The organism is Pantoea hericii (genome assembly GCF_014155795.1).
Lineage (GTDB): Bacteria > Pseudomonadota > Gammaproteobacteria > Enterobacterales > Enterobacteriaceae > Pantoea > Pantoea eucalypti.
Window position 1 is genome coordinate 242,411 of the sequence record NZ_SCKV01000006.1, and the last position, 18,824, is coordinate 261,234.

Genomic DNA, 18,824 nt, shown 5'->3' on the forward strand with positions numbered 1-18,824 from the left:
TTTTGCCGCACCGACTTAGTAAGTCAGTGGCAGCCGGGATAAGAGGGTTTTTGCTTCACGCAGCAAACGCTGACGCGAGAACATCAGTTGCAGTCGGCCACCACCGACCTGCTGCCACAAGACAGCCGCACGGATACCGGCTAACAGCGTGGCGCGCACTTTACTCTGCACCTGCGTATTCTGCAGCACTGCAGGCGAACCGGTAACCTGAATACGTGGGCCAAGCGGGCTGATCACATCTACATAGATGGCCGCCATCGCGCTCAGTATGGTGTCGGACTCAAGTTCATAATGCGCCAGCTGGCGATCCAGCTGTGTAATGCGCTGTGCCAGTGTGGCCATGGCGGATTTACTGGCGCTAAGCTTGCGCTCCAGCACCATCATGCTCAGGGTATAACGCGTCAGTTCTGCGCCTGCGCCCTGGCGACTGCTGCTGTTCAGCACCGCCATCAGGGTTTCGAGCCCGAGGCGCAGGTTGGCTTCATTGTTGCCAAACACCGCCAGCGTGGAGCCAGGATTAAGGTCCAGCACGCTGCGCAGCGACACGGTCAGCGCCTCTGGCTGGCAGTGACCCTGCTGAGCCAGCTGCTGCACCAGATGGGCGGACTGACAGATGCCCGCCAGCGCCAGCGTAATTTCCTGATAATTTTTCGCCACGGTTACTCCTGTTTACGCGTCATCAACGCGGGCTGTTCCCGCTTACTCCGCCACTAACGGCAGGCGCTGTTCGATAATACCGCCACCGAGGCAAACGTCACCAAGGTAAAACACCGCAGACTGACCCGGCGTGACCGCAGCGACGGGTTCATCGAAACGCACTTCAATGCGATCGTCGCCGTGTGGAATAATCTCACAGGGAATATCGGTCTGACGATAGCGGGTTTTCACGGTGCAGCGAAGCGGGGCGGTAATCGGCTGGCGATCAACCCAGTGCAGCTGCTGTGCAATCAGGCCTACGGACATCAGCCGCGGATGATCGCCGCCCTGGGCGACAATCAGGCGGTTACGTGCCACATCTTTGTCGACAACATACCAGGGATCATCTTTGCTCTCTTTCAGGCCGCCAATCCCCAGGCCTTTACGCTGTCCCAGAGTATGGTACATCAGCCCCTGATGTTCACCGACAATCTGGCCTTCCGTGGTTTCAATCTCGCCAGGCTGAGCGGGGAGATAGCGCGCCAGGAAGTCGCGGAATTTGCGTTCGCCGATAAAGCAGATGCCGGTCGAATCTTTCTTCTTCGCGGTGATCAGGTCCAGCTGTTCGGCAATGCGGCGCACTTCCGGTTTTTCCAGCTCGCCGACCGGGAACAGACTCTGGGCGATCTGCTGGTGGCTCAGCGTATAGAGGAAATAGCTCTGGTCTTTGTTGCCATCCAGACCGCGTAACAGCTGGCTCTGGCCGTCCACGTCATGGCGGCGCACGTAGTGACCTGTGGCGATGAAATCTGCGCCCAGGTCCTCTGCGGCGAACTCCAGGAACGCTTTGAATTTGATCTCTTTGTTGCAGAGAATATCGGGGTTAGGCGTGCGGCCCGCTTTGTACTCTTCGAGGAAATGCTCAAAGACGTTATCCCAGTATTCAGCCGCAAAGTTAACTTTGTGCAGCTTCATACCCAGCTTGTCGCAGACCGCTTGCGCATCCGCCAGATCGTCCGCGGCGGTACAATACTCCTCGCCATCGTCCTCCTCCCAGTTCTTCATGAACAGGCCTTCAACCTGGTAACCCTGCTGCTGCAGTAACCAGGCGGAAACGGAAGAATCGACGCCGCCGGACATACCGACGATCACTTTTTTCTGGCTGTTGTCAGACATGACACGCTCGCATTACGATAAAAAAACAGGCGGCGCATTCTATCATGCAGAAGGCAGGCGCGCACCCTCGTGAAACGGCCACTGGAACGGGCTGACCAGATGTAGCGGGTAGCGCGTGCCCTGTTGCCACAGCCGTACGCTTTCCGCAACCAGCGGCGAACGCAGGTTGGAGGCAGTGAGAATCTGCGCTGGCGGCAGCCACCAGCAACAATCGATGTCGCTGTCCTGCGGCTGGGTTGGTGCTTTCTCCGCCAGATCGACGCCAAATAAAAAACGCACAAAAGGCGTACTGTCGGGCGCGATCCACTGGTTTATTCCGATGAAATAGTGCATCGAAGCGGCGATGCCGGTCTCTTCATAGAGTTCACGTTCGGCAGCTTCCAGCAGCGTTTCATCCGCTTCGAGATGTCCGGCTGGCTGGTTCCAGGTGGCACGACCGTTAATCGTCTCTTCTACCACCAGCAGTTCACCTTCAGCCTGAACCAGACAGGCGACAGTAACATGAGGTTTAAACATCTCTTCTCCGCAATTGTTAACCTGAGGTTATAAAAGATAGAAGCTCAAGGCGCAATATTGCTGAGTTCGCGCCATGCACCGGTAGCCAGATCGTCGAGTGAATACTGTCCCATCGCGTAGCGAATTAACCGTAAGGTGGGGAAACCAATATGGGCTGTCATCCGGCGTACCTGACGATTACGGCCTTCATACAGTGTGACTTTCAGCCACTGCGTCGGGATATTTTTACGTTCGCGGATCGGCGGCTGACGTGGCCAAAGCCACTGAGGCTCAGGCACTTTCTCTATGCCAGCGGGCAGGGTCATGCCATCTTTAAGATTAACCCCATCCCGCAGCGGCTGCAGATCCGCCTCCTGTGGCTCGCCTTCTACCTGCACATAATAGACCTTGCCGGTCCGTTTACCGGGCTGCGTCAGCGCGGCCTGCAGCGCGCCGTCGTTGGTCAGCACCATCAAACCTTCACTGTCGCGATCGAGGCGGCCTGCGGCATAGACTTCTGCGACGCTGACAAAATCTTTCAGGGTGCGGCGACCTGCTTCATCGGTGAATTGTGGCAGCACGTCGAACGGTTTGTTAAACAAAATCACACGGCGCGGCATCGCAGGGCGAGCAGGGGGGCGTCGCGCATCACGCGTCGGGCGGCTGAATCGTTTATCCTGGTGAATTCGTTGAGTTGTTTTTCGCATGGGCTTTGCAGTCAGAGACAATCGGCGCATTATAACGTGAAATTGCGGTGATTGGCGTGGCCGAAATATTCAAGTAGTATTGACGCGCATCTTACAAATCATTAACAAACGCCCAGGAGAGGTTAATGGAAAGCAAAGTAGTTGTTCCGGCGGAAGGTCAGAAAATCACCCTGAATCAGGGCAAGCTTACCGTGCCAAACAATCCAGTCATTCCTTACATTGAGGGTGACGGTATCGGTGTTGATGTTTCCCCGGTCATGCTGAAAGTGGTCGACGCGGCGGTGAAGAAAGCCTACAACGGCGAGCGTAAAATCTCCTGGATGGAGATTTACACCGGTGAGAAGTCAGTTGAACTCTACGGCCAGGACGTCTGGCTGCCACAGGAAACGCTCGACTTAATCAAAGAATATCGCGTGGCCATCAAAGGCCCACTGACCACCCCGGTCGGCGGCGGTATTCGTTCACTGAACGTGGCACTGCGTCAGGAGCTTGACCTCTACGTCTGCCTGCGTCCTGTACGTTACTACAAAGGCACGCCAAGCCCGGTTAAACGCCCTGAAGAGACCGACATGGTGATCTTCCGTGAAAACTCCGAAGATATCTATGCGGGTATCGAGTGGAAAGCGGGCTCTGCCGAAGCGGACAAAGTGATCAAGTTCCTGCGCGAAGAGATGGGCGTGAAGAAAATTCGCTTCCCTGAGCAGTGCGGTATCGGCGTTAAGCCGTGTTCAGAAGCGGGTACCAAACGTCTGGTACGGGCGGCAGTAGAATACACCATTACCAACGATCGTGATTCACTGACCCTGGTTCACAAAGGCAACATCATGAAGTTCACCGAAGGCTCTTTCAAAGACTGGGGATACCAGTTAGTGAAAGAAGAGTTCGGCGGCGAACTGATCGACGGCGGCCCGTGGATGAAGTTTAAGAACCCGAACACCGGCAAAGAGATCATCGTTAAAGATGTGATTGCTGATGCGTTCCTGCAACAGATCCTGCTGCGTCCGGCAGAATATGATGTTATCGCCTGTATGAACCTGAACGGTGACTACATCTCTGACGCCCTGGCGGCGCAGGTTGGCGGTATCGGTATCGCCCCAGGCGCGAACATCGGTGACGAATGTGCACTGTTCGAAGCAACCCACGGTACAGCACCTAAGTATGCTGGTCAGGATAAAGTGAACCCAGGTTCAGTCATTCTGTCAGCGGAAATGATGCTGCGTCACATGGAGTGGTTCGAAGCGGCTGACCTGATTGTTAAAGGTGTTGAAGGCGCTATCGCTAACAAAACCGTGACTTACGATTTCGAACGCCTGATGGATGGCGCTAAACTGCTGAAATGTTCAGAGTTTGGTGACGCGATCATCGAAAATATGTAATGTCTGCCTGAGCCAGCATAGCGTTCAACGCTGTGCTGGTTTTTTTGTTTCTGCTTTCACCCCTCGCGCTTTCTTACGCATCATTTTTAGTCATAACAGATTCAGCAGACGCACGCTTTAAAGACGCAGAAAACCCAACGACATTTATTGCTTTCGCACCGCATGCTGCAGGTGTCTTTTCAGGTAAGTGTGTGGATGAATCATTTATCGCTGCGTATCACGGTAATATTTCTATACGTTCCTCTGCCTGATTACACGGTAAAAGAAACACCGCGATCGTCAATCTTCCCTCCAGCATCATCTGAATAATGATTAATGAAATAGCGTACTCAGAGAAAAGTTTTCAGAACGTTAAATAGTTAATGACGCTGAATATCTTTCGCCTTTTTTCTGCTCAGGTTTTGCCGGCGTTATAAGTGGGTAATTAATTCATAGTCATGAAGTCATGTCTGAAAAAATTCATTGCGTGTTTGTTGGCATTGAGTTTTGAAGTGTTATTTACTTTTTCAATCAACAGTCCGGCTAATGAATCAGTCAGAGAACGGGATTTTAAAATGGCCAATGTCTTTCCAGAATATCGTGACTATTGAACCAACCTCAATCTGCGCTGACTAATTTGCTGACTTGTGCCGTTACGTTAACGCGTTCAGAACGTTGAATGGGCAAGTCTTACTTTAATTCAGCCAGTACGGCGTAGCCTGTGCGCAGAGGATGTCAGATATGCGGGTTTTAATTATTTGTCGGGATAATATTGGCGACACGTTACTGACCACGCCGCTCATTAGTGCGCTGGCGCAATCTGGCCAGCATCAGGTCGATGTGCTGACCAACAATTACGCTGCGCCCGTGTTGCAGCATAATCCCGATATCCGGCAGCTCTTCTTTTACACCAAGCTGCATCACCGCGAGGCAGGGCAGAGCCGGCTGGCTTGTGTTTTACAGCGACTGAAGCTGATGCTGACCCTGAAAAAGCAACGTTATGACGCTGTGATTCTGGCAAAAAGCCGCTGGGATCAGCACGGTATGAAGTGGGTTAAAACGGTGCGGCCCACCAGAGTGATTGCTTTAGGTGAACAGTCGCATCCGCTAATTACCGATCTGTTGCCCCCGCCGGGCAAGTCTCCGTGTCATATCAGCGAAACCCTGTTCAGTCTGGGGCGGCCCTTCAGTCTCAGCGCCATAGCGCCGGGCAAACTGACGCTGTTGCCGGATACGGCAATTGCCGCCAGCCTGCGTGATACCTGTGCGATTGATTCCACTGTGCCGGTCTATGCCTTACAGATCAGCGCCCGTAAGCCGAGCCAGCAGTGGGAAGCCACCCGATTTGCCGAACTGGCTGAAAAGATTGCAACGCGGCATGCCTGTCAGATTATGCTGCTGTGGTCACCCGGCAGTCGCGATAATCCGCGTCATCCAGGTGATGACGAAAAAGCGCATGAAATTATGGCGCTCTGCCCGCACCTGCCGATCAAGGCGGTGTCAACCACCAGCCTGCCGCAGCTGATTGCAGCCATGTCGTTGTGTCAGGGGCTGGTGAGCAGTGATGGTGGGGCAATGCACATGGGTGCCGCGCTGGGATTACCGGTGGTGGCGCTGTTTGGCGACAGCGATCCGGCGTGCTGGCATCCGTGGCAGGTTAACTATCAGGTTCTGCAACCAGCGTCACGTGAGGTCAACGCGCTGAGCAGTCGCGAAGTTTATGACGCCTTCGTCCAGACCATTATTCCCTAATCATTTTCAGGCCAGTGTCCCTGTCTGGCCGCTTCACACAGCATGGCAACGGTTAATGGACAATATGTGCCTGCGCTGAACCACCGGTCAGGCAGGAAGCGCCGCGGGGCAGAGGCCGGAAAATAGCGCGCTTCATTGTAGTGCTCTGCGCTGACGCCAAAAGTGCTAAAGAAATCGCTCATCAGAAGGGCAAACTCTACCTCATTCAGCGGTAATTGCTGCAGATGAAAATTTCTCCGATCCACTTTCCGGAACCAGCCCAGCGCGGTTGGCTGATTGTGATACTCAATCAGCGCAACAATGGCTTGAGAAAAATCGTTCATTAACCCACCAGCTTAGCCACGGCCTGCCCGACCTCTTCGACCCTGATATTTGCCATCGGATGCTGTGACGCCGTTTTATCCGGGCGATGAATGATAATGTGGCGATCGCTGTCCTGGCAGGGGCCGGTATAGCGAGGATTGGCGGTTGAGAACAGGCTAACCGTTGGCGTCTGCGCTGCTACGGCGATGTGCAGTGGACCGGTATCACCGGTGACCAGCAGGTCCAGTGTGCGAATCAGGTTAATCAACCCACTGAGATTAGTTTTCCCTGCCATGGATGTAACATTCTTACGGTAGTCCAGCGGCAGGCTTTCGATAAATTCCCGCTCCAGCGGTTGTTCAGCGGCGGTACCCGTAATGATAATCTCAGTGTCGGGCCAGCGTTCCAGCAGGGTCATTGCCAGCTGCTGGAAAGAGGCCAGCGGCCAGCGGCGAATATCTTTCGATGCGCCCAACTGAAAACCAATACGGCGATGGTTAGCGTTAGGGGGCAGGCTGCTATTCGTCTCGGGCAGATGCATCCGGGTCTGCTCTGTCTCTGCACCCAGGGCTTCAATCAGTTTCAGCTTACGCTTGATGGTATGGTCGTCAAAATAGCCTGAATAGTGATCCAGATATTTATTTAACACCGGCGACTCGCTGCCATAATGGTCGCGCACAATGACCTTACTGCCCGTCAGTACTGAACTCATAATATCGTAGGGGAAATGGGCGTGTAATATGACTGAGAGGTCAGGTTTGTGGCGACGCAGTTTGAAAAACAGCGGCAGGAAATTCGCAATTTTGTTATCCCATATATAGATCCTGTCAAACCAATCATAACGGCTGACAAGGTCTTTATTTTTCTTGCTGGAGACCAGAACAAATTTGCTCTCAGGATAGTGCTTTTTCAGGCTACAGATAGCCGGGGTGTTCATCAGGAAATCCCCCAGCGCTGTCGTGGAGTAGATCACCACCGTATCGGGCGTCAGCGTCTTAAGGTCCTGAGGTTTTTTTCTGGTGGAAAATCGAGAATAAAGCGTTAAAAGTCGGTCTATCAGATAAATCTTTTTTTTCTTCACGTCAGAATTCTCTTGAACTTAATAATGTTATTAAAATGAAAATATTATGGAGTGTTAGAGATTGACGCTACAGATAAAGTTCATTAATACGAAATGTTTTTCTGAGCCGTTGAATTTTCGTTTGAACTTTGGCCGATTTTTTTACTTAAATAAAAATGCAATTTAATTATTTGTGATCAAATTGAAATTTTCTGGGAAGTTTTATTAATGAATTAGGCAGGTTTTAATTTCAGGCAGGACTACTAGCAGCTTAATCATTAGCGAAGATATTTTATGTGACTGAGGAATAATACAACGCCATGAATGAACCCCGGCATAGGTGCCGGGGCTGGGAATTATGACTGAGGCTGCCCCACGGGTCCGGCGCCCAGCGTACCGCCCGGTGAAGACTGACCGCTTGGCGCATGAGGACGGCCATCGGCTTTAATCGCGTCACTCCTCTGTGAGCAGCCCGCCAGAGAGGTAAACGTTGCTGCAACCAGCAGCAGAGCAGAAAGTGTTTTCATAAGGTCACCTTGATGTTGTCAGAAAGAGAACATAACTCAACGCTGAGTCTCCCGGCACGCTGACCTGAAAAGGCTTATCTTTCAGATATATCTCAGCTGGCGAGACGCGTCGGAGCAAAAAAAACGGAAGCGCGCGGCTTCCGTTCTGTTGGCGTTCAGCGGGTTTACTTGCGGCCCAGCAGGAAGCCGATAAATACGCCAACGCCTGCAGCAACGGCCAGACCGGCGACAGGATTAGACTGAACCTGATCGCGGATAGTTTCAGCAGCGTCGCGGGCAGCATAGGTTGCCTGGTTGGTGTAACGGCGTGCTGCGCCTTTAGCCTGATGCTCAGATGAACCGGTTGCTGCACCCCATTGTTCCTGAACTGCGCCAGCGGCTTCTTTTACTTTATCTTCGATTTTTCCTGACATTTATTGCTCCTTGGTTATGAGTGAGACCCTCAAAGCGTAGCAAAGATAGTGAATTCTGCTCTTCCAGCGGGAGATTTAGGGCTAAGAAATCATTTCTGGCTGTTAATGGCGTGGTGTTTGCGGGCCAGCCATTTCCTGTCTGGCCTTTGAAAAAGCGGCACAGGAAGCCACAGCCCGAGGAGAAGCGATGAAACGTGATACACTGAATGATGATGACTATGAAGAAGTCTGCCGGGTGATTGGCGATGCGGTGATTGTGCTGATGGAGCGCGGTCATGACACCCGCCGTGGCGAAATCTATGACCTGCTAAAACGTACGCGCCAGCAGCGCGCCCACAGTGAACGGGATGAACAGCGGAGGCTGGATCATGCCATCCGGCTGGTCAAACCCGACGTATAGCGGGGGAGCGCCGCGCTACTGCAGCAGCACGCCCTGAATCAGGCTGGCCTCAACAAGGGTGACCTGATCTATTTTCAGCGCCTGCATAAACCCTTCCACCAGTAACAGATTGCTGACGTCGGTGGCGCGGTAGTCACCCGACAGTTCACTGTCGCCTTTCCAGACCTGTTGCTGCGAAAGCTGCTGTAATTCCGTCAGCGTATAGCGATGGGGTTTTCCCGGTAACTGATTGCGGATCGAAAAACCGTGTACGCCCCCGATGCCAATGACCCGACGACCGGCCACATCCTGTTTAATCTGCGGGCTGACCTCATTCGTCGCGTAAAACTGCACAAAGCGCAGCACCGACGGCCGCCAGGAGCCAATCGGGTTAGGGGAGCTGACCTGCGGGCTATTCTTCAGCACCGTCAGAATAAAGTTCTTTAACGTTACCGAGGCCAGCTTACCCTGATAGATATCGGCTACCAGCTTGCCGGACTGCTGTCGCCAGGCGGTCATCTGCATCGACCCGCCGCCAATATCCCAGACCAGTAACTGCTCATCGAGGATTGCCGGATCGTTAAGCGCGGCTTTAGCGGAAAGGAAACCGAGTTTCGCTTCCTGCTGTTGCGAGATGATGTTGATTTCCGCACCGGTCTGACGCTGCAACTGTTCAATGACTGCCTGACCGTTACTGGCGTTGCGGAACACCGCCGTGGCGACGCCGCTGATTCGCTGTGGATGAAAGCGCTTTGCGTGCGCAACAAGCTGCTGTAGGGCGGCTACGCCTTCCTGTGTTATCGCCGGATTGAGCTGGTTATCTGCTGAATGCGCTAAGGCATCGTTCCAGGCCACGGCGCGCTGATCCTGATACAGCACTTTTTCAATGCGTAGCTGGCAGACGTTGACGCGCGCAACCGCAACTTTCGTGGTGCCAGAACCGATATCCAGGCCGGCGCGAATTTGCTGGCAACGATCGGCCTGGGCAGCGGCGGCAAAAAACAGCGAGCAGACGAGTGTAAAAGCAGACAGCGCAGCAGAACGCATAGCGACTCCGGAAGCAAAGGGGATCAGCGTGAACGAGCGGCAACGCAGGCCGGATAGACGCTCACCAGAAAATGACGAAGATGATCAAAACACCATTCGGCGTCATCCGCCTCAGGACAATAGAACTGAATAGTGATTTTTTCGTAATCGCGCTGACGCTGGCGCAGCGGTGACCAGCTCCAGTCGAGTACAGAACGGGCATAATTGACCAGGCTCTCTGCGGGCATCTGATGCTGCTTCTCCTGCCCGGCCAGATAACGGTAGAAGCTCGCCTCCAGCTGCAATGCCTCCTCGTGCCCGTGTTGCGGAAGATCGGGTCGAAAGGCCACATCGATAAAACCGCAGATAGCATCAGCCTGCTGCTGCCAGTCACAAGCCAGCGTCATAAACAGCCCTTCCTGCAGATTGATCTCTTCGACCAGCCGCCGAAGATTTACTGAGCGGTTCAGCACCGCGATCTCCTCAAGCCGACCGGTTTCCAGCGTCAAATCAAAACCACACGGATTCACTGAGCCATCTGCGTTGCGGGTGGCGGGGAAGGGGAAGTCAATATAACCGTTGTTATCCAGACGCTTTTCCATCGGAGGGACCTGCTGCTTGACGTTTCCTGACAATAAACGATCTGGCAGCAGGATTCATCCCCTATGGACAGGTCCAGGTGATTTGGGTGTCCTGATAAGGATTAATCAGGCGGAACTGCTTATCTGACAAGCGTTGCGCATAGTAGCCTTCAGGCGTAATGGCGGAGGGAACATATTTAAATCGATCCAGCGACTGCAGCGGACCACTCTTCACGCTGACATTCTCACGGGTCACCGTGAAGCTGTTAACCAGGTCAAAAATCACGCCCTGAGTTTCCCCCATCGACTGACCATAAATTGTCGAGACCTCACCTGGGCACTCCACCCCTTTCGGGCCAGATGAACATCCAGTCATCATCGTGATGAGGATAAACATGCTTAGTCGCATCATGATTTTCTACCTGCTTCAATCCCTGGGCGTTTTATGACACCGCGTCTTTCCTGCGGCGCCACTAATGACTTAATCATAGCAGTTTCCACTACGCTTTCTGTTTGAGATTTGTTTAATCGTTAAGCAACAGGAATGTAAAAGGGTGACTTTGCTTATCAATAAACGTTATTCTTGGCTCCTTTGCGCACCACTTAGGCAAATCCAGGGATAAATGATGAAAGAAGAAGAAGCAAGTCTAATGATTATTCGCCATGCAGTTGACCAGCTTGAAGCCGATAAGAAGCAACAAGTGATCGCCTGCTCAGCGGATATTCGTGCAGCAATGCAGGCTTACGATAGCGAGAATGCGGGGCTGGCGCTGATGTTAGTGGCGGCCGAGGTGGCGGCTGAATAATCCTTATCCGGCCAGTATGGCTGCCTGTCTGACTGGCCGGATTACTTTATCTTTTCTCAACTTTCAGCTTTTTGCGCACACCGATTCCATTTTTTAATGGTCTTGGTGTCAATCCCTCATTACCCTCCTGCGAACGTTAATATGTTAAGCTAAAAATTCTTAGTAAAATCAGCGGAGACACAGCATGAAGGCAGCGTTAATTGCCCTGGGCCTGCTGGCCTGTCACATTGCACCCGCCTGGAGCGAAACCGAATTTCAGCTTAACTGCCCTGGCAGGGCGACCATGACCGTTTCACGTGCTGAATATGGTTTAACCACCCTCATGTGGCCAGAAAATCATTTCCAGATTGCGGCCGGTCAGCAGCGTACCCGTCTGGAAGCGGGCGATAAGGTGGCGATTACCCGATTTCGCAACGGCGATCAGCTGATTGTAAACCAGCGCACTCAAGCCAGTTTCTTTGTCTATCACGACAGCGATAAACTGCTGCCCTGCAGCCGCACCGAAAAACGCGATGTGGATGCGCTGAGCCTGGAGCGCTATGACGATCGTCAGCGTTCCGACAGTTAACCGCCCTGGAGCCACTATGCAACCTGAGATTACCGATAACGTCACCGCGCAGGACCTGGATGAAGTCAGACTGGGTCTGACTGCGTTCAACAGCAAATATATTAATACTAATGAGATCAGGTCGATCGGCGTGTTTATTCGTGATGACCAGGGCAGAAAGCTGGCCGGGCTGACCGGATCAACCGCCGGAAACTGGCTGCGGATTGATATGCTGTGGGTGAGTGAGGCGCTACGCGGGCAGGGGGCGGGCAGCAAGTTGATGCAGGCGGCAGAGCAGGAGGCGCGGGATCGCGGCTGTCGTTTTGCGCAGGTGGATACCGCCAGTTTTCAGGCGCGACCGTTTTATGAAAAGCTCGGCTATACGCTGCGCTTCAGTCTGGATAACTATCCACGGCATCACCAGCGCCACTATCTGACGAAAGCCCTGTAATCAAAACAAGGGTTGCTGACGCAAATCCAGCGGATTCTGTTCAGCCTCATCAATCGCCGCCAGCCAGCTCTGCAGCGTGACCTTTTTCCAGGAGAGATGTCCACGCGTAGTGCTCATCAGCACCACGTCAGGACGCAGCGATCGATAAAACTCCAGCGTTTGACTCAGCTCAGCCAGATTACTGTCCGGCACCAGCACCGTGACCCACTGATCATGAGAACGTGTCACAGTGTCGCCGACAAACAGATAGGTCAGCCCCAGCGGCGAGGTATAGAGATAACTGCAACTGCCTGGTGTGTGTCCTGGCGTTGACAGTAATTGAAAATCCCCGAAGTGCGTCTCGTGCTGTGAAAAGGTGTCGTCAGGTTCAGCAAAACGGCTTATCGCTCCCAGCGACCGGCTATGGCAGTAAAGCGCGCTACTAAAGCGTTGCTGAATCACCGCCGCGCCGGGCGCAGATTCGTGCCAGTGGGTCAGATAGTGGCGGATGACGCCGCCGCTATCGGCGATGACTTCATGATCAAGCGGGTTTTCTACACGGCCAATCAGCAGATTGCCGCGCGGGTGACGCAGCATAAAGCCATGCATCATCAGGTCGTTAACGGCATCTTCCACCGGAAATTCCGGGGTCGAGATCCACAAATCGTCATACAACGGCTTCAATGTCGATCTCCTGAAACGTACTTTATTCCCGCAGGACGGGGTGGCCGGTTGCCTGTAAATGGGCGTGGCCCTGACTGACCGCTAATCGTGCGCGGGTACCCAGCGGCAGTGTGACGGTGTCAGCAGCATGACCAAAATCTAATCCACTGATCACTGGCAAACCACTGATGTCACGCACGTGTTGCCAGACGGTCTCGAAATTAAACCCATTGTCATACTCTGACAGAGCCGTGCTGGTGAAGCTGCCTGTGACGATCGCCCGCTGGCGCGCCAGAATGCCGCTCTGCTGCAACTGAATGAGCATGCGCTCAATGCGGAACGGATGTTCATTCACATCTTCGATCACCAGAATGCCGTTCTCAATCTGTGGCATCCACGGCGTGCCAATCAGTGAGCAGATCATCGCCAGATTTCCGCCCCACAGCGTACCCTGCCATTCGCCCTGATCTGGCGTTTCACTCTGCCATTTCACCTCTACTGTAGGCGATGTTAGTGCCTGCCAGAAGTGGTGGAGGGTAAATTCAGATAAGGTCGCGGCGCCGAAATTACCCGCCAGCATGGGGGCGCTGAAGGTAATCAGGCCGACCTGCGCCAGTAACGCCAGCTGAATCACGGTGAAGTCGCTGTGGCCACACAGCGCTACTGGCTGATTCATCAGACGGCGCTGCAGGCCGATGTAGTCGATGGATTCCAGTAACCGGCTGGCCCCATAACCGCCTCGCACTGCCAGCACGATATCGGGCAGGGTGCTCAGGCTGGCAAGCTGATTGATATCCGCCAGGCGTTCTGCATCTGTTCCCGCAAAGCGCTGAAAACGGCGGGTGATCACCTGTTCGTTCTCTATCTGATGGCCCGCCGCACGCAGGCGCGTAATAGCCTGCTGCGCCGCAGGTTGGTTGTGACAGTAACCGGAGGGGGAGATAAGACGAACTGAACGTGAAATCATCATACTTTCCTGCTGTTGGCGGCTGACTAACGGCGATGATGGCGAAAAGCCTCGCTGAAGTCACGGTACGCGCCGCATTTTAATGCATTTAGGATAAACGGTAATTTTGCTCTCAGGCTGCCTGGGTATGATAGCATTCGCCACAACAGCTAAGAGACGAAAAATTGCTGAAAATCCGACACCTTATACTCCCGGCGTTACTCCTGACCGGCTGTGCCAGCGAGCCACCGCATCAGGTCGTTAAGCAACGCAACACGCCATTAACTCAGGCACCCCCGTCCAGCGTCAATGGGACCTGGGCAATGTTTACCGAAGATGCCGCCAGTCATTATGGCGTTGATGAGAAGTTGATCAGCGCCATTATCAGTGTCGAGTCGGGAGGAAATCCGGGCGTGGTGAGCCGTTCTAATGCGGTGGGTCTCATGCAGATTAAAGCGTCAACTGCCGGGCGCGAGGTCTATCGCACACTGGGCCGTCGTGGTCAGCCATCGAATGCTGAGTTGCGCGATCCGGCCAAAAATATTGATATCGGCACCGCCTACATCCGTATTCTGCAGAATTCAGCACTGTCAGGCATTCGTGATCCGCTGACACTGCGTTATGCCACCATCGTCTCTTATGCCAACGGTGCAGGGGCGTTGCTGAGGACGTTTTCCAGCGATCGCGATCGGGCCATTGCGATGATTAATTCCATGTCCCCGGATGAGTTTTATCAGCACGTACAGAAAAAGCATCCGGCGGCGCAGGCACCGCGCTATCTCTGGAAAGTGACCACAGCCTACCGCACAATCTGATGGCGTGTGATTACTCCTGCGGCGTGAGCAGTAGTCGCGCCGTGGGATAATCGATAATCAGCACCTTAATGTAACCTCCCAGCAACGCGCCCCGAATCGCCTGCGCTTTTTCCCGTCCGCCTGCCAGCCCCACGACCTGCGGGCACTGTTTAACCTGCGCCAGTTCCATCCCAATCACCGGATCTTCCTCGGCTTTCAGCACCGGCTGACCACAGGCATCAAAGTAGTGCAGGCAGATATCGCCTACTGCGCCGCGCGCTGCCAGCGTCTGCAGCATGTTGCCATCGTAGTAGTTGCCGGAGTTGCGCAGCAGTGCTGACGGCTCCAGGTCGCCAATACCGACAATCGCCAGGTCTACCTGATCAAATTTACTCAGGACTTCGGCGACCTCTGCGTTGGCTGATAGTCGCTGACGATCGGTGACCGAATGCTCAATTGACTGCGACGGCAACAGCCAGGCGGGACAGTTCAGCAGCGCCGCCAGATTCTGCGTCAGAATGGTGGCCTGTACGTTGCCGTTAGCCCCAACGCCGCCCAGCAGCTGAATCACCCCTTTACAGGCGCTGTTAAGCGGATGCAGCGCATCTACCATCGCCCGGATAGTGCCGCTCCATGACGAAATGCCAATCAGTTCATCATTACGCAGCCGGGTCTCCAGATAGTGAGCAGCCGCCGATCCAATCGCCTGTTTAATCTGTAGCGACGACGCCTGCTCGGGCACATCCACCACAATCGCCTGCGGCAGGTTATAGGTCTGTTCAATGGCCTTTTCCAGCTCCGGATAGACGTTGGCCGGTGGCACCACACTGATCTTGACCACACCTTCTTTCACGCTGCGATTAAGTATGCGTGAGACAAACGACTGCGATAAGGTCAGTGACTGCGCAATGTCGGACTGCTTCATCCCTTCGACATAGTAAAGCGTAGCAATCTTCACCATCAGTCGTTGTTCATCCTGTTTTGCCATCGGTTTTCCCTCTCTGAATCTGCCCGGTATTGTTAACCAGGATGATCAAAATCACAACGCAGGCTAATTTGTGATCGTTTTCGCTTTTTAAAGATCGCGCATTGGACGGCGTGTCCGCGCAGGCGCATAGTCATTATGCATATAAAATCGCATGTGAATATATATTCAAGCGGAGAATAATAATGACTCGTCCTCTGATTAAACTGACCCTGCTGGCTTCAATGATCGCTTTTTCTGCAACGGCGCTGGCGGCGGAGCAAGGCCTGCTGGCGATTATCACCCCATCCCATGACAACCCTTTCTTTAAAGCCGAGGCGGAAGGCGCTCTGGCCAAAGCGAAAGAGCTGGGTTACGCCACGCTGGTGGCGTCGCATGACGATGATGTTAATAAGCAAAACCAGCTGATTGAGACCGCAATTGCACGAAAAGCCAAAGCGATCATTCTGGACAACGCCGGTGCGGACGCCACCGTCGGACCGGTGCAGAAAGCCAAAGATGCCGGCATCCCGGTTTTCCTGATTGACCGTGAAATTAATAAAACCGGCATCGCCGTGGCGCAGATCGTCTCCAATAACTATCAGGGCGCGCAGCTGGGTGCAGAGAAATTTGCCAAATTGCTGGGCGGCAAAGGAGACTACATTGAACTGCTCGGCAAGGAGTCTGATACCAATGCGGGCGTGCGGTCGCAGGGTTATCACGATGTACTGGATGATTATACCGACATGAAAATGGTGGCGCAGCAGAGCGCCAACTGGAGTCAGACCGAAGCCTTCAGCCGCATGGAAACCCTGCTGCAAAAACACCCCAACATCGTGGGCGTGATTTCCGGCAACGACACCATGGCACTGGGCGCAGAAGCGGCGCTGAAAGCCGCGGGAAAAACATCGGTGATCGTGGTGGGCTTCGACGGCAGTGACTACACCCGCGATTCTATCCTCAACAAAGGCAATATCAAAGCGACGGTGCTGCAGCCGGGCTGGGATCAGGCGCAGATGGCGGTCTCGCAGGCGGATTACTACCTGAAGAACGGCAAAGCGCAGAAGCAGGAGAAGCAGCTGATGGACTGCGTGCTGATTGACGAAAGCAACGCCGCGAAGCTGAAAAACTTCAATCTGGCGAAATAACCATGAAACGGATACTGGCGGTATTGATCGGGATGGCGCTGCTCAGCGCCTGCACCGTGGTGGATCTGGATGCGGACGGTAACCCGATCATGCCGAAAGATCCGCACGCGAAGCCCAGCTATACCACCCAGACGCCGCAGCAGATTGCGGAGGAAACCTGGCAGCCGCGTGTTATGGCCACTGCGAACAGCCACGCGCTGAGCTGGGCCGACATGGAAGCGAAAAGTCAGACGGTGAAATCTGGCGGCCGCGAAAGTGTCTTTGTGCGGGCCAGCGGGACGGCCAGCGCTTTTGATGAGAGTAACCCGCGTGAACGCACGCTGACGCTGATGATTAATGGTAAGCCGGTGGCGATCAGCGTTGGCCCGGTACTGCGCAGCAACGCTATCCGGGATGCCGCCGGTTTCCGTTTCGAAGAATTTACTAATCAGGTGCAGTACGCCCAGCTCACCCGGGCACTCAACCGTCATGCAGTGAAGCAGTTGCCGCCACTGGATGCCAGTTGGGTCAACCAGCCAGTGCAGGCGCTGCTGGCCGTAAGCATCGGGCAGAACAGCGTTGAAGAGGTGGTGGCGATTGAGCTGAAGCGGGGGACGCCCTGATGGAAGATGAAATTATTCTGCGGGCCGAACAGATCTCCATGCTGTTTCCCGGCACGCTGGCGCTGGATCGCGTCGATTACCGGGTCTGGCGCGGCAAAGTGAATGTGATTATCGGTGAAAACGGCGCGGGCAAATCGACGCTGATGAAGATTCTGGCGGGCGTGCAGCAGCCTACCGCCGGGTCGCTGTTTCTGAATGGTGAGCCGCTGACGCTGAGCAGCACCCGCGATGCCGCCCGGCACGGCATCGGCATGGTGCATCAGGAGCTGAATCTGTTTGAAAACCTTACCGTGGCGGAGAACCTGTTTCTGGGCCGGGAGATCCAGCGTGGCCTGGCGCCGATCAATGAGGCGGAGCAGGCACGACGCACCGCCGCACTGATGGCGCGTCTTGACCAGCCTATCCCGCCCGGTGAGCGGGTCGGCAATCTCAAAGTGGGTCAGCAGCAGCTAGTGGAGATCGCTAAAGCGCTGGCGGAAGATGCAGACATTCTGATTCTTGACGAGCCCACCTCGGCGCTGAGTAAAACCGAAGTTGAGATCCTCTTCCGGGTCATCCGCGACCTGACGCAGCAGGGCGTTACCCTCATTTATATTTCGCATCGGCTGGAAGAGCTGATGGCAATTGGCGACGTGATTACGATTCTGCGCGACGGACGCTTTCAGGCAGAAGCGCCGGTCAGCACCATCGATGTGCCGTGGATCGTTCGCGAGATGCTCGGCAGTGAGCCGGTTACCACCTTCCTGCCGGACGAGCGTGAGTTTGGCGCGCCGGTTCTTGAGGCGCAGCACATCACCTGCGTCAGCCCCAACGGCAATACCCTGGTTGATGACGTCAGTTTTCAGGTGCGGGCCGGGGAGATTGTCGGTATCTACGGCCTGATGGGGGCGGGTCGCACGGAGCTGTTTGAGTGTCTGCTCGGCAGCCAGCGTCACTATCTGGGCAAGCTGTGGCTCGACAGTAAACCGCTGCCTACGCGCCTGCCCACTGCCGATCGCATCCGCATGGGGATGAGTCTGGTGCCGGAGGATCGCAAACGCGCCGGGATTTTCCCGGTCTCGTCAGTTGCCAGTAATCTCACCATCGCCAGCCTGTGGCGGCGATTGTCGCACCGCTTTGCCATTGCGCACCGGGCGGAGCAGCAGGCAGTGACTCAGACGGTCGGTAATCTGGCAATCAAAATCTCCTCGCCGGACATCGCGATCAGCGCACTGAGTGGTGGCAACCAGCAGAAAGTGGTGATTGGCCGCGCGCTGCTGACGAATCCGCGTCTGCTGCTGCTGGATGAGCCGAGTCGCGGCATTGATGTCGGGGCTAAAGCGGAGGTGTTTCGCATGATGGTGGCGCTGTCGCAGCAGGGTATTGCGGTGCTGTTCTCCACCTCAGACCTGAAAGAGATTATGGCGGTAGCCGATCGCATCCTGGTGATGTCGGGCGGCAAACTTACGGCTGACCTTCCGCGAGACCAGGCGGAAGAGGCAGCGCTGGTGAAAGCAAGTGCGCAGGGGTTCTGA

At 54.5% G+C, this 18,824-nt stretch carries 24 protein-coding genes; 10 read left to right on the plus strand and 14 right to left on the minus strand.

All coding sequences use genetic code 11. The annotated features are described in order from the left end of the window. Positions 1–15: 15 nt before the first annotated feature. The 4 genes from hflD to rluE are packed head-to-tail and all read right to left on the minus strand — an operon-like array spanning position 16 to position 3,035. Positions 16–657: a high frequency lysogenization protein HflD gene (hflD, locus tag H7K52_RS15120; protein ID WP_008925946.1), complete on the minus strand. Its 642-nt coding sequence runs from the start codon at positions 655–657 to the stop codon at positions 16–18. A 42-nt stretch (positions 658–699) separates the two neighbouring features. After that, positions 700–1,812 (minus strand): tRNA 2-thiouridine(34) synthase MnmA, encoded by a 1,113-nt coding sequence (gene mnmA, locus H7K52_RS15125; protein ID WP_003849832.1) that lies wholly within the window; start codon positions 1,810–1,812, stop codon positions 700–702. 42 nt (positions 1,813–1,854) lie between these two features. Then, positions 1,855–2,328 (minus strand): NUDIX domain-containing protein, encoded by a 474-nt coding sequence (locus H7K52_RS15130; RefSeq protein WP_003849831.1) that lies wholly within the window; start codon positions 2,326–2,328, stop codon positions 1,855–1,857. A gap of 44 nt (positions 2,329–2,372) precedes the next feature. Beyond that, complete coding sequence (rluE, locus tag H7K52_RS15135; RefSeq protein ID WP_220486836.1) at positions 2,373–3,035, minus strand: 23S rRNA pseudouridine(2457) synthase RluE; 663 nt, start codon at positions 3,033–3,035, stop codon at positions 2,373–2,375. A 104-nt stretch (positions 3,036–3,139) separates the two neighbouring features. Here rluE and icd point away from each other — a divergent pair, with 104 nt between their 5' ends. Next, the gene (gene icd, locus H7K52_RS15140) at positions 3,140–4,390 is read left to right on the plus strand and encodes an NADP-dependent isocitrate dehydrogenase (protein WP_008925947.1); all 1,251 of its coding nucleotides are present in this window, start codon (positions 3,140–3,142) and stop codon (positions 4,388–4,390) included. Positions 4,391–5,110: 720 nt separating this feature from the next. Then, positions 5,111–6,121 (plus strand): glycosyltransferase family 9 protein, encoded by a 1,011-nt coding sequence (locus tag H7K52_RS15145; protein WP_039661036.1) that lies wholly within the window; start codon positions 5,111–5,113, stop codon positions 6,119–6,121. Here the strand turns inward: H7K52_RS15145 and H7K52_RS15150 are convergent. The 4 genes from H7K52_RS15150 to H7K52_RS15165 form a co-directional block, all read right to left on the minus strand. Beyond that, positions 6,118–6,444 (minus strand): DUF1493 family protein, encoded by a 327-nt coding sequence (locus tag H7K52_RS15150; RefSeq protein WP_003851424.1) that lies wholly within the window; start codon positions 6,442–6,444, stop codon positions 6,118–6,120. The genes H7K52_RS15145 and H7K52_RS15150 overlap by 4 nt on opposite strands. Then, entirely contained in the window at positions 6,444–7,505 is a 1,062-nt protein-coding gene (locus tag H7K52_RS15155; protein WP_105099309.1) for a glycosyltransferase family 9 protein, read from the minus strand. Before H7K52_RS15155 ends, H7K52_RS15150 begins: the two co-directional genes overlap by 1 nt. A 335-nt stretch (positions 7,506–7,840) precedes the next feature. Continuing rightward, on the minus strand, positions 7,841–8,011 hold the full coding sequence (locus H7K52_RS15160; protein ID WP_003851420.1) for a hypothetical protein: 171 nt from the start codon (positions 8,009–8,011) through the stop codon (positions 7,841–7,843). Positions 8,012–8,175: 164 nt separating this feature from the next. After that, complete coding sequence (locus H7K52_RS15165; protein WP_003851418.1) at positions 8,176–8,424, minus strand: ElaB/YgaM/YqjD family protein; 249 nt, start codon at positions 8,422–8,424, stop codon at positions 8,176–8,178. A gap of 187 nt (positions 8,425–8,611) precedes the next feature. Between H7K52_RS15165 and H7K52_RS15170 the strand changes: the two genes are divergently transcribed. Further along, positions 8,612–8,824 carry a DUF2767 family protein gene (locus tag H7K52_RS15170; RefSeq protein WP_008925950.1) on the plus strand — a complete coding sequence of 71 codons (213 nt, stop codon included), beginning with the start codon at positions 8,612–8,614 and terminating at the stop codon, positions 8,822–8,824. 15 nt (positions 8,825–8,839) lie between these two features. Here the strand turns inward: H7K52_RS15170 and H7K52_RS15175 are convergent, their stop codons facing one another. From H7K52_RS15175 to H7K52_RS15185, 3 genes are all read right to left on the minus strand, one after another. Beyond that, complete coding sequence (locus H7K52_RS15175) at positions 8,840–9,850, minus strand: Ppx/GppA phosphatase family protein (RefSeq protein ID WP_182630185.1); 1,011 nt, start codon at positions 9,848–9,850, stop codon at positions 8,840–8,842. Positions 9,851–9,873: 23 nt separating this feature from the next. Then, positions 9,874–10,431 (minus strand): hypothetical protein, encoded by a 558-nt coding sequence (locus H7K52_RS15180; protein WP_105099306.1) that lies wholly within the window; start codon positions 10,429–10,431, stop codon positions 9,874–9,876. A 61-nt stretch (positions 10,432–10,492) separates the two neighbouring features. Further along, positions 10,493–10,822: a hypothetical protein gene (locus tag H7K52_RS15185; protein ID WP_033762441.1), complete on the minus strand. Its 330-nt coding sequence runs from the start codon at positions 10,820–10,822 to the stop codon at positions 10,493–10,495. Between the two features lie 214 nt (positions 10,823–11,036). Here H7K52_RS15185 and H7K52_RS15190 point away from each other — a divergent pair, with 214 nt between their 5' ends. The 3 genes from H7K52_RS15190 (at position 11,037) to H7K52_RS15200 (ending at position 12,214) form a co-directional block, all read left to right on the plus strand. After that, positions 11,037–11,216, plus strand: a complete 180-nt coding sequence (locus H7K52_RS15190; RefSeq protein ID WP_003851407.1) for a hypothetical protein — start codon at positions 11,037–11,039, stop codon at positions 11,214–11,216. 184 nt (positions 11,217–11,400) lie between these two features. After that, positions 11,401–11,784, plus strand: coding sequence for a hypothetical protein (locus H7K52_RS15195; RefSeq protein ID WP_003851405.1), 384 nt, complete (start codon positions 11,401–11,403; stop codon positions 11,782–11,784). A gap of 16 nt (positions 11,785–11,800) precedes the next feature. Then, the gene (locus tag H7K52_RS15200; RefSeq protein ID WP_154926101.1) at positions 11,801–12,214 is read left to right on the plus strand and encodes a GNAT family N-acetyltransferase; all 414 of its coding nucleotides are present in this window, start codon (positions 11,801–11,803) and stop codon (positions 12,212–12,214) included. On the opposite strand, the gene H7K52_RS15205 is transcribed toward H7K52_RS15200, so the two are convergent. Both H7K52_RS15205 and ldcA read right to left on the minus strand, forming a co-directional pair. Beyond that, the gene (locus H7K52_RS15205; protein WP_008925955.1) at positions 12,215–12,877 is read right to left on the minus strand and encodes an MBL fold metallo-hydrolase; all 663 of its coding nucleotides are present in this window, start codon (positions 12,875–12,877) and stop codon (positions 12,215–12,217) included. It abuts the gene before it with no gap. A gap of 22 nt (positions 12,878–12,899) precedes the next feature. Then, positions 12,900–13,823: a muramoyltetrapeptide carboxypeptidase gene (gene ldcA / locus H7K52_RS15210; protein ID WP_182630197.1), complete on the minus strand. Its 924-nt coding sequence runs from the start codon at positions 13,821–13,823 to the stop codon at positions 12,900–12,902. Positions 13,824–13,987: 164 nt separating this feature from the next. On the opposite strand from ldcA, the gene emtA reads away from it, so the two are divergent. Next, complete coding sequence (emtA, locus tag H7K52_RS15215) at positions 13,988–14,617, plus strand: membrane-bound lytic murein transglycosylase EmtA (protein ID WP_003851398.1); 630 nt, start codon at positions 13,988–13,990, stop codon at positions 14,615–14,617. A gap of 10 nt (positions 14,618–14,627) precedes the next feature. On the opposite strand, the gene H7K52_RS15220 is transcribed toward emtA, so the two are convergent. Beyond that, positions 14,628–15,584: a sugar-binding transcriptional regulator gene (locus H7K52_RS15220; protein WP_003851396.1), complete on the minus strand. Its 957-nt coding sequence runs from the start codon at positions 15,582–15,584 to the stop codon at positions 14,628–14,630. A gap of 182 nt (positions 15,585–15,766) precedes the next feature. On the opposite strand from H7K52_RS15220, the gene H7K52_RS15225 reads away from it, so the two are divergent. From H7K52_RS15225 to H7K52_RS15235, 3 genes are read left to right on the plus strand one after another with little or no spacing between them, the layout of a single operon-like run. After that, positions 15,767–16,708, plus strand: a complete 942-nt coding sequence (locus H7K52_RS15225; protein ID WP_003851394.1) for a D-ribose ABC transporter substrate-binding protein — start codon at positions 15,767–15,769, stop codon at positions 16,706–16,708. Between the two features lie 2 nt (positions 16,709–16,710). After that, positions 16,711–17,310 carry a DUF2291 family protein gene (locus H7K52_RS15230; protein WP_003851391.1) on the plus strand — a complete coding sequence of 200 codons (600 nt, stop codon included), beginning with the start codon at positions 16,711–16,713 and terminating at the stop codon, positions 17,308–17,310. Next, complete coding sequence (locus H7K52_RS15235) at positions 17,310–18,824, plus strand: sugar ABC transporter ATP-binding protein (protein ID WP_140033522.1); 1,515 nt, start codon at positions 17,310–17,312, stop codon at positions 18,822–18,824. Before H7K52_RS15230 ends, H7K52_RS15235 begins: the two co-directional genes overlap by 1 nt.

Coding starts and splice junctions, on each gene's coding strand:
- mnmA (WP_003849832.1), bottom strand. CDS start 1,812: ATGTCTGACAACAGCCAGAAAAAAGTGATCGTCGGTATGTCCGGCGGC.
- H7K52_RS15130 (WP_003849831.1), bottom strand. CDS start 2,328: ATGTTTAAACCTCATGTTACTGTCGCCTGTCTGGTTCAGGCTGAAGGT.
- icd (WP_008925947.1), top strand. CDS start 3,140: ATGGAAAGCAAAGTAGTTGTTCCGGCGGAAGGTCAGAAAATCACCCTG.
- H7K52_RS15145 (WP_039661036.1), top strand. CDS start 5,111: ATGCGGGTTTTAATTATTTGTCGGGATAATATTGGCGACACGTTACTG.
- H7K52_RS15150 (WP_003851424.1), bottom strand. CDS start 6,444: ATGAACGATTTTTCTCAAGCCATTGTTGCGCTGATTGAGTATCACAAT.
- H7K52_RS15160 (WP_003851420.1), bottom strand. CDS start 8,011: ATGAAAACACTTTCTGCTCTGCTGCTGGTTGCAGCAACGTTTACCTCT.
- H7K52_RS15165 (WP_003851418.1), bottom strand. CDS start 8,424: ATGTCAGGAAAAATCGAAGATAAAGTAAAAGAAGCCGCTGGCGCAGTT.
- H7K52_RS15170 (WP_008925950.1), top strand. CDS start 8,612: ATGAAACGTGATACACTGAATGATGATGACTATGAAGAAGTCTGCCGG.
- H7K52_RS15175 (WP_182630185.1), bottom strand. CDS start 9,850: ATGCGTTCTGCTGCGCTGTCTGCTTTTACACTCGTCTGCTCGCTGTTT.
- H7K52_RS15180 (WP_105099306.1), bottom strand. CDS start 10,431: ATGGAAAAGCGTCTGGATAACAACGGTTATATTGACTTCCCCTTCCCC.
- H7K52_RS15185 (WP_033762441.1), bottom strand. CDS start 10,822: ATGATGCGACTAAGCATGTTTATCCTCATCACGATGATGACTGGATGT.
- H7K52_RS15190 (WP_003851407.1), top strand. CDS start 11,037: ATGAAAGAAGAAGAAGCAAGTCTAATGATTATTCGCCATGCAGTTGAC.
- H7K52_RS15195 (WP_003851405.1), top strand. CDS start 11,401: ATGAAGGCAGCGTTAATTGCCCTGGGCCTGCTGGCCTGTCACATTGCA.
- H7K52_RS15200 (WP_154926101.1), top strand. CDS start 11,801: ATGCAACCTGAGATTACCGATAACGTCACCGCGCAGGACCTGGATGAA.
- ldcA (WP_182630197.1), bottom strand. CDS start 13,823: ATGATTTCACGTTCAGTTCGTCTTATCTCCCCCTCCGGTTACTGTCAC.
- H7K52_RS15220 (WP_003851396.1), bottom strand. CDS start 15,584: ATGGCAAAACAGGATGAACAACGACTGATGGTGAAGATTGCTACGCTT.
- H7K52_RS15225 (WP_003851394.1), top strand. CDS start 15,767: ATGACTCGTCCTCTGATTAAACTGACCCTGCTGGCTTCAATGATCGCT.
- H7K52_RS15230 (WP_003851391.1), top strand. CDS start 16,711: ATGAAACGGATACTGGCGGTATTGATCGGGATGGCGCTGCTCAGCGCC.
- H7K52_RS15235 (WP_140033522.1), top strand. CDS start 17,310: ATGGAAGATGAAATTATTCTGCGGGCCGAACAGATCTCCATGCTGTTT.